Raw genomic sequence first — 8840 nt, forward strand, 5'->3', positions numbered from 1 at the left:
AGATAATAAATATCTGTAAATTACTATAAAAAAATAATAATCAAAAAAAAAGGTATAAATCGGATTGAGGAGCATTAAAAAATATTGGATTTAATAATAAGTAATAAAAAAAATCAGATAGTTGAAAAAGGAGGAAAATAATTTGTCAGAGTCCTATAAAGTAGCAATATTAGGAGCAACTGGTGCAGTAGGTACAGAGTTACTAGATTTACTACAAACGAGAAACTTTCCAGTAGCAGAATTAAAACTACTGGCATCAGAGCGTTCAGCAGGTAGTACCTTAAAATTTAAAGGACAAAACCTACAAGTAGAAGCTGTAACAGATGATTCATTTAAAGAAGTAGATTTAGTGTTAGCATCAGCAGGTGCGTCTACATCAAAAGTATGGGCAAAGAAAGCAGTAGAGGCTGGAGCTGTAGTTATTGACAATTCTAGTGCTTTCCGCATGGACCCTACAGTGCCTCTCGTAGTCCCAGAAGTTAACCCAAAAGCAGCAGCTTTACATAAAGGTATAATTGCTAACCCTAACTGCACAACAATATTAATGAGTGTAGCAGTATGGCCATTACATCAAGTCCAGCCAATCCAAAGATTGGTAGTGGCCACTTATCAATCAGCAAGTGGGGCAGGAGCAAGGGCAATGGCAGAAATGAAAACCCAGGCCAAAGAAATCTTAGATGGAGAAGCTCCCACAACAGATATTTTTCCCTACCCATTAGCATTTAATTTATTCCCACATAATTCCCAACTTAATGATCAGGGATATTGTCAAGAAGAAATGAAAATGGTCAATGAAACAAGAAAAATATTTGACTCTAACGAACTGAGAATTACACCAACTTGTATCCGGGTACCAGTATTAAGGGCGCATTCAGAAGCAATTAATTTAGAATTTGCTGAACCATTTAGTGTAGTTAAGGCAAGGGAAATATTAAGCCGATCGCCAGGAGTTACATTGGTAGAAAATTGGCAAGAAAATTATTTTCCTATGCCAATGGAAGCAAGTGGTAAAGATGATGTATTGGTGGGTAGAATTCGTCAAGATATTTCTCATCCATGCGGATTAGAATTATGGTTAAGTGGAGACCAGATTAGAAAAGGTGCTGCTTTGAATGCAGTACAAATAGCTGAATTATTGGTGGCAAAAAATTTGTTGAGGATGGCAGTAGAAACATTTTAGATTGGTGTGCTAAAAACATAAATAAAAAAAGGGCTTCATTAATTAATAATGGATAATTATCTGTGGTTAAAACAGAGAGGATTGAAGATAAGGAAATATTATTTCTTTTTTTTTCCTGAAAAGGAGAGGGTTTAAACTTCTGGGAATTAACGAGGGATTATCCATTGGTAATTTAAGTACCTTTTTCCGAAATTTATAGAAGTGGAATGAGCGATTTTAAGAATACAGTTAGACAAAAACAAAAAGAATAATTTTGGGTCGTAAAAACTGTAAGGTGATATGAATCTAAAAAAAAATTAGGTTTATTAAATAACAAAAAAAATTAAGAAGACCTAGCAAATAAATCAAAATAATGGCTAGTAAGGAGTGGAAAGAGTGTGATAAATTTTGGTAGAGTTCTGACTGCAATGATTACACCGTTTAACCCAGACGGTAGTGTTAACTATGAAGAAGCAGAAAAGTTATCAATATGGTTGACAGAAAATGGAACAGACTCATTAATAGTCTGTGGAACAACAGGTGAGTCTCCTAGTTTGACATGGGAAGAAGAATATCAGCTATTTCAGGTAGTTCAAAAAGCAGTGGCAGGAAAAGCTAAAGTAATAGCAGGTACTGGGTCAAACTCCACAACAGAAGCGATCGCAGCTACCCAAAAAGCAGCTAAATTGGGCTTAGACGGTTCATTACAGGTAGTGCCATATTATAATAAACCACCACAGTCGGGACTTTATCAACATTTTCAAGCGATCGCCCAAGCTACTCCAGAATTACCAATTATGGTATATAATATACCAGGGCGTACAGGTAAAAATCTGGAGCCAGAAACTGTAGCAAAACTGGCGGAAATTCCAAATATTGTTGCTATTAAAGAAGCGAGTGGTAATTTAGACCAAGCAAGTCAGATTCGACAGTTGACTTCACCAGAGTTTAAGATTTATTCAGGGGATGATTCTCTCACCTTACCATTAATGGCTATTGGTGGTAGTGGGGTTGTCAGTGTAGCTAGTCACTTGGTAGGAAAGCAACTACAAGAGATGATAATAGCATTTGAAACAGGGAAAGTGCAGCTTGCTACAGAAATTCATCTACAATTATTTAACTTATCTAGAGCGCTATTTGCTACAACTAATCCTATTCCTGTCAAAGCAGCTCTGAATCTGTTAGGATGGAAAGTAGGTACTACTCGCCCTCCATTATGCGATCCTCCAACAGAAGTCACGGAAAAATTATCAGCAGAAATGGGTAAATTAGGTTTATTATGAGCTACCTTGGATAGGCAAAAAAATTTTCCCAAAACTGAATATTATCAACCCGATCAATGATTATTTAATCCTTATTTGTATTACTAATATCTTGTATATAAGAGGTTAGTTTTTCTAAATTTTAATAAGTATAAAATATGATTAATAATCACTCAAAATTAGACAAAGTAAACAACAGTAAAAATAGGATAATTATGATTAGAAAAAAATCACCTTCTGCCCTAAAAATTATTCCTCTTGGTGGACTCCATGAAATAGGCAAAAACACCTGTGTATTCGAGTATGATGACGAAATTATTCTACTTGATGCCGGATTAGCTTTTCCTACAGATGGAATGCACGGTGTAAATATAGTCCTACCAGATGTAACTTATCTGCATGAAAATCGCCATAAAATCAAAGGTATGATTGTCACCCATGGTCACGAAGATCATATTGGTGGCATACCTTTCCATTTGAAAAATGTAGAAATTCCAGTTATCTATGGACCAAGACTGGCAATGGCTCTACTTTACCATAAATTAGAGGAAGCAGGAGTCCAAAATCGGACGGAATTGAAAACTGTTCGCCCCCGTGATGTTGTGAGGTTGGGTAAATATTTCAGTATAGAATATATTCGTAATACTCACTCAATGGCGGATAGCTTTACTGTAGCGATCACAACGCCAGTGGGAGTAGTGATCCATACAGGTGATTTCAAAATTGACCATACTCCTGTAGATGGAGAAAAATTCGATCTGCAAAAGTTGGCAGAATATGGAGAAAAAGGTGTTCACTGCTTAATTAGTGACTCCACAAATTCAGAAGTACCTGGTTTCACTCCTTCAGAAAAATCAGTTTATCCAAACTTAGATAGAGTATTCTCCAACGCACCAGGACGTGTAATGGTGACAACTTTTGCCTCTAGTGTACATAGATTACAAATAGTTCTAGAACTAGCGAAAAAACATGGTAGGTTAGTGGNAATATGGAGAAAAAGGTGTTCACTGCTTAATTAGTGACTCCACAAATTCAGAAGTACCTGGTTTCACTCCTTCAGAAAAATCAGTTTATCCAAACTTAGATAGAGTATTCTCCAACGCACCAGGACGTGTAATGGTGACAACTTTTGCCTCTAGTGTACATAGATTACAAATAGTTCTAGAACTAGCGAAAAAACATGGTAGGTTAGTGGCAGTAGTAGGGCGATCTATGCTTAATGTGATTGCTCATGCTCGCAATCTTGGTTATGTTAAGTGTGAAGATAGTTTGTTTGTACCTTTGCATACTGTCCGGAGTGTGCCTGATGAAAAACTATTGATTTTGACTACCGGTTCTCAAGGTGAACCAATGTCAGCACTCACTCGTATTTCTAAAGGCGAACATAGACAAATAAAAATTCGCCAAGGGGATACGGTGGTATTCTCGGCAAACCCTATTCCTGGAAATACGATCGCTGTTGTCAATACCATAGATAAACTAATGATGCTAGGAGCAAATGTTATTTATGGTAAAGATAAAGGTATTCATGTTTCTGGTCACGGTTGTCAGGAAGACCAAAAATTAATGTTGGCGCTGACTCGTCCGAAATTCTTTATCCCATTTCATGGAGAGCATAGGATGTTAGTAAAACACAGCCAAACTGCTCAAGGTATGGGAGTTCCTCCAGAAAATATGGTTGTGATTCAAAATGGAGATGTGGTGGAACTGACTCAAGACTCTATTCGTTTAGCAGATAAGGTCTCTTCTGGTATTGAGTTGGTAGACTCTTCCCGTTCCGGTATGGTTGAAGACAATATTCTTAAGGAGAGACAACAACTAGCGGAGGATGGTGTTGTTACTGTAGCGTTGGCAGTTGGTTTGGATGGTAAATTGGTTGGTAGACCTCAGTTACATTTGCGTGGTGTGGTGAGTTCTGTTGAAAAAGCACAATTGGAAGAACTTGTTACTAAAACTTTAGAAAAGAGCTTGATTAATTACTGGCCTGAGTATGCTAAGTTGAATGGTCATAACAATACTCAAGTTGATTGGTCTGGGTTGCAAAATGAGCTTGAATGTGGTATTCAGCGAATGTTAAGACGAGAATTTCAAGGTCAACCGTTGTTAGTGTTCTTGATGCAAATTCCAGATGTAGAAGGTGGAGCAGAAGTTCAAAAAGAGATTACTGTGAAACCGGTGGGAAGACGGCGACGGCGATCGACTGCGAAGGTAGCATCTTAAGTAGTTGATAAAGTAGAGTAATTCTTTTCGTTAATATCAAGTCCGGTAGGTCATACGAACTGGCAGTTTTGCTAATATGTCGGTGACAAAAACACAATGATTTTAGAGCAAGTCATTGTCCGGACTTGCAGGAAATAGAAGCTTGGTGTTACTAGGTGCAGCGGTGGAGTATTTAATTTCCCTCGCTGATTATCTTGTTNCATCTTAAGTAGTTGATAAAGTAGAGTAATTCTTTTCGTTAATATCAAGTCCGGTAGGTCATACGAACTGGCAGTTTTGCTAATATGTCGGTGACAAAAACACAATGATTTTAGAGCAAGTCATTGTCCGGACTTGCAGGAAATAGAAGCTTGGTGTTACTAGGTGCAGCGGTGGAGTATTTAATTTCCCTCGCTGATTATCTTGTTAGAGTACATCTTGATAGATACTTTTGAACTTTAATATGTTTTTTCAGAGAGAGTTTTGTAATTGTGGTAATTTGATGACATGTGAAAAAGACTTTAGTCACAGTAAATCAGATGACTCATGGTCAGACTTCTATGTTGTCTATACATATAAGCTTTTTAGTTGCCCATCTTGTAGTGAAATTACGATCATTTGTTACTCAGAAACACTGTGTACAGAGGAGGATAAACAAGAACGTTATTATCGACTAGAGAGGGGCGACTACGGCAGAAAAGTGATATTTATGCCCCCCCGAAAAGAACATCCAGCAATTCCAGAATCAATTGCTGAAATTACTTACCAAGCTCAATTAAATTTAGCTGCTTCTCCACGTGCTAGCTTCATTTTATGCAGAGCAGTATTAGAAGAAATTTGTTATCACTTTAAAATTCCTGTTAAAGCTGAAGGTAAAAGTTATCCTGCTAGCCTTGCTTTTAGACTTAACCAACTATTTGAGCAGGAAAAAATGCCAGAAGATTTAAGAGAAATAATTCAAGGTGTCAGCCAATTAGGAAATGAGGGAGCGCATTCAGAGCATCTTACTTTTACAAAGCAAGTGAATATGGAAGAAGCTGATAATTTGTTGAAGATTGTCAATTATGTAATAGAGAAATTATTTGTTGATAAATATGAACAACAAAAAGCAGAAAAAGTATTGGAAGAACTGAAAATAAAAATATTGAAATCAGAGTAAGAAATATAAGTGGGACATTTAACCAAGGAAAGTAACACTTATTTATGTATTTAGCGATCGCCTGCTCAGAATATAACTTTATCAAGAACTAATTTACTAAAATTTAAAAATTGAAGGACGTATTAAACTTAGTTAACACATCCTTAAGAGTAACAATATTGATTTAGTTGATTTTTAGAAACTAATAGGTAATTTAAAAAAACTTAGGTTTTCAAACACCTTTTTTTTCCAAACTTATTTAACCACCAGCAACAGCAGGAACAATACTAACTTCATCTTGNGAGTAATATCTGATAAAACCAAGCTATTTTCTTGCCAAAATTCTATAAGTGGTTTGGCTACATTTAGAGGTGAAAAATGATGGAAAAAAAAAAGACCTCCGAAAAAGTTAACACATCCTTAAGAGTAACAATATTGATTTAGTTGATTTTTAGAAACTAATAGGTAATTTAAAAAAACTTAGGTTTTCAAACACCTTTTTTTTCCAAACTTATTTAACCACCAGCAACAGCAGGAACAATACTAACTTCATCTTGATCATTCAGAGCTGTTTTTGTTCCGTCTAAAAACCGAATATCCTCACTATTGACGTAGAAATTTAAAAATCTCCTTGGTTCCCCTTGGTCATCACACAAACTTTTTTTAATACCAGGATATTTTGTTTCTAGAGACTCTATTAATTCTGAAATATTACCTGCACTACATTCAATTTGCGCTTCATTGTTGGTGAATTTTTGCAAAGCAGTAGGAACTAAAACTTTGATTGCCATAACTTATTAATTTGTTCGTGTAGATAATACTTAATTTGCGAATACTTATTATCATCAGGACTTACGCATGAGGTATGAAAAATTAGGATTTGAGATTGCTTCCCAGTTGGTGGCAATGACGAAAATACCTTGCAGGTGCGTAAGTCCTAATGATTCTTAGTTGAATAATATATTTATCTTTTTGACATACTCCCGACGTTTCCCTTACGGGACAACCCGGGATTCTTCAGCCTGGGAAACCCTGACCGCTGTTTTGACAGAGGTGATGTCCTCCCCCTGTGTTCGTTGACCTTATATCAGCCACAAATATCATAATAAAATACCTCCTGGCTTGTCAAGAGGAGCAGAAAGCTTGATTTGTGGAGGAATCTGACAGTTGACCCTGGCTTTCCCATCCCTCCGATCACCTCCGGGAGAGCGCGGGACTTCCCGCCATGGAAGTTAATAAAAAAATTATCTTTCAAAAGTCACTATATAATTTAAAAATTTCCTTGGGCTTTGGAATCAGGGTTTGGAGACCAAACCCCTACGAGAAAAATTAAACCAAAACCTGCTGCCAGTCAAGACGGTCTAATGTTTGAGCGCGTTCCCATGCTCTTTCAAAAGCATCCAATTTTGCATCTATTGTTAGAGGTTCGCCAATTTCACCTTGTACTGCTTCTTGAGTCTTTAAGCCATTACCTGTAATATAAGCAACAGTAGTTTCTTCAGGGTCAATCTTACCTGCTTCTACTAATTTCTTCAATACAGCAATAGTTGTACCACCTGCTGTTTCAGTAAAGATACCTTCTGTTTCTGCTAATAACTTGATACCTTCAATAATTTCAGTATCATTCACAGCTTCAATATTGCCGTTTGTTTTGCGAGCTACTTCTAATGCGTAGATACCATCTGCGGGGTTGCCAATAGCAATTGACTTAGCAATAGTATTAGGTTTAACTGGATTAATAAAATCACGACCTTCTTTAAATGCTTGAGCTACTGGAGAACAACCTTCAGCTTGCGCTCCACTAAAACGAACTGCTTTATCTTCTACTAAACCTACTTTGACAAATTCTTGGAACCCTTTATAAATTTTGGTGTAAAGAGAACCGGAAGCAATAGGAGCAACTACATGGTCTGGAAGTTTCCATCCTAGTTGTTCGGCAACTTCAAAACCTAGAGTTTTTGAACCTTCAGAATAGTAAGGGCGGAGGTTAATATTTACAAAACCCCAACCGTAAGTATTTGCTACTTCGCAACAGAGGCGGTTTACTTGGTCGTAGTTCCCTTTAACTGCCATAACTGTTGGGTTGTAAATAAGAGTACCGAGAACTTTACCTGCTTCTAAGTCAGCAGGAATAAATACACAACATTCTAAACCTGCTTTAGCGGCGATCGCTGCGGTAGAGTTTGCTAGGTTGCCTGTACTTGCACAGGATACTGTGGAGAAACCTAATTCTCTAGCACGACTCAGAGCAACTGATACTACCCTATCTTTGAAACTGAGGGTAGGCATATTTACCGCATCATTTTTAATGTAGAGATTTTTTAGACCTAGGCGACGGGCTAAACGTTCTGATTTTACTAGGGGGGTCATTCCTGTTCCTACGTCTATAACGTTGTCTGTTGTTACTGGTAAGAAATGACGATAACGCCAGATAGACTTAGGACCTGCTTCAATTGTTGCCCGACTCACTATTTGACTGAGTTTTTCATAGTCATATTTGACTTCTAAAGGACCGAAGCATACATCTTCACATATATGTTTGGCTTCTAAAGCGTATTCTTCTCCACATTCTTTGCACTTGAGATTTTCTATGGCTGTATTTGTATTTGTGCTGTGGATTTGATTGTGAGTTGTTGTGGCCTGGGTCATGGTCTTTCTCCCTACTTCATTTCTCAGAACTGTTCACCATTTTTTGAATACTAGCATGGGTAAAAATGACCGTCAACCATACCCGACAAAAATAGTCGAGATTGATTTTTATGGATATTTTTCTATCTTGAATGCTACAAATATATTCTCTCATTTCGTAGTTAATTCGGTTGTTTATATCGCAATTTTGCTAGTAACTGAAATATTTTTTTTAAAGGTGTTTTTTGATTTTCAGATCAATTTGATTAATATTTTTGGAGTTATATCATGTGCGTTGGTATAGTCCCATGTAAAGCTGGAAAAATATCTACCAAATTTAAGGTTATTTCTTTTCGGCGTGGTTTTATTGAAATTAACGGAGCAGAAGTAGGCACAGGAAACTTAAGCTCCATTGGTAAAACAAGCGCAGATGCAATCAATGTAGAAGCTACAG

6 protein-coding genes and 1 pseudogene are annotated in these 8840 nt (G+C 36.9%); 5 read left to right on the forward strand and 2 right to left on the reverse strand.

The window, feature by feature from the left end; translation table 11 throughout:
* The first annotated feature begins 142 nt into the window (after window positions 1-142).
* The 5 genes and pseudogenes from AFK68_RS21955 (at window position 143) to AFK68_RS21975 (ending at window position 5779) form a co-directional block, all read left to right on the forward strand.
* The gene (locus AFK68_RS21955; protein ID WP_094675086.1) at window positions 143-1180 is read left to right on the forward strand and encodes an aspartate-semialdehyde dehydrogenase; all 1038 of its coding nucleotides are present in this window, start codon (window positions 143-145) and stop codon (window positions 1178-1180) included.
* Window positions 1181-1557: 377 nt separating this feature from the next.
* Window positions 1558-2442: a 4-hydroxy-tetrahydrodipicolinate synthase gene (gene dapA, locus AFK68_RS21960; RefSeq protein WP_094675074.1), complete on the forward strand. Its 885-nt coding sequence runs from the start codon at window positions 1558-1560 to the stop codon at window positions 2440-2442.
* Between the two features lie 194 nt (window positions 2443-2636).
* The coding region (locus AFK68_RS46070) for a ribonuclease J (protein WP_371357498.1) at window positions 2637-3405 on the forward strand (769 nt) is incomplete at its 3' end.
* A gap of 1 nt (window position 3406) precedes the next feature.
* Window positions 3407-4641 (forward strand): annotated as a pseudogene (locus AFK68_RS21970) (ribonuclease J); the annotation flags it as partial.
* Between the two features lie 481 nt (window positions 4642-5122).
* Window positions 5123-5779 carry a DUF4145 domain-containing protein gene (locus AFK68_RS21975; RefSeq protein WP_168186600.1) on the forward strand — a complete coding sequence of 219 codons (657 nt, stop codon included), beginning with the start codon at window positions 5123-5125 and terminating at the stop codon, window positions 5777-5779.
* A gap of 494 nt (window positions 5780-6273) precedes the next feature.
* Here the strand turns inward: AFK68_RS21975 and AFK68_RS21980 are convergent, their stop codons facing one another.
* Both AFK68_RS21980 and thrC read right to left on the reverse strand, forming a co-directional pair.
* Window positions 6274-6549 (reverse strand): MoaD/ThiS family protein, encoded by a 276-nt coding sequence (locus tag AFK68_RS21980; protein ID WP_094675080.1) that lies wholly within the window; start codon window positions 6547-6549, stop codon window positions 6274-6276.
* Window positions 6550-7087: 538 nt separating this feature from the next.
* Complete coding sequence (gene thrC / locus AFK68_RS21985; RefSeq protein ID WP_094675082.1) at window positions 7088-8407, reverse strand: threonine synthase; 1320 nt, start codon at window positions 8405-8407, stop codon at window positions 7088-7090.
* Window positions 8408-8840: the final 433 nt, after the last annotated feature.

It is taken from the genome of Hydrocoleum sp. CS-953 (assembly GCF_002260545.1).
Lineage (GTDB): Bacteria > Cyanobacteriota > Cyanobacteriia > Cyanobacteriales > Microcoleaceae > Trichodesmium.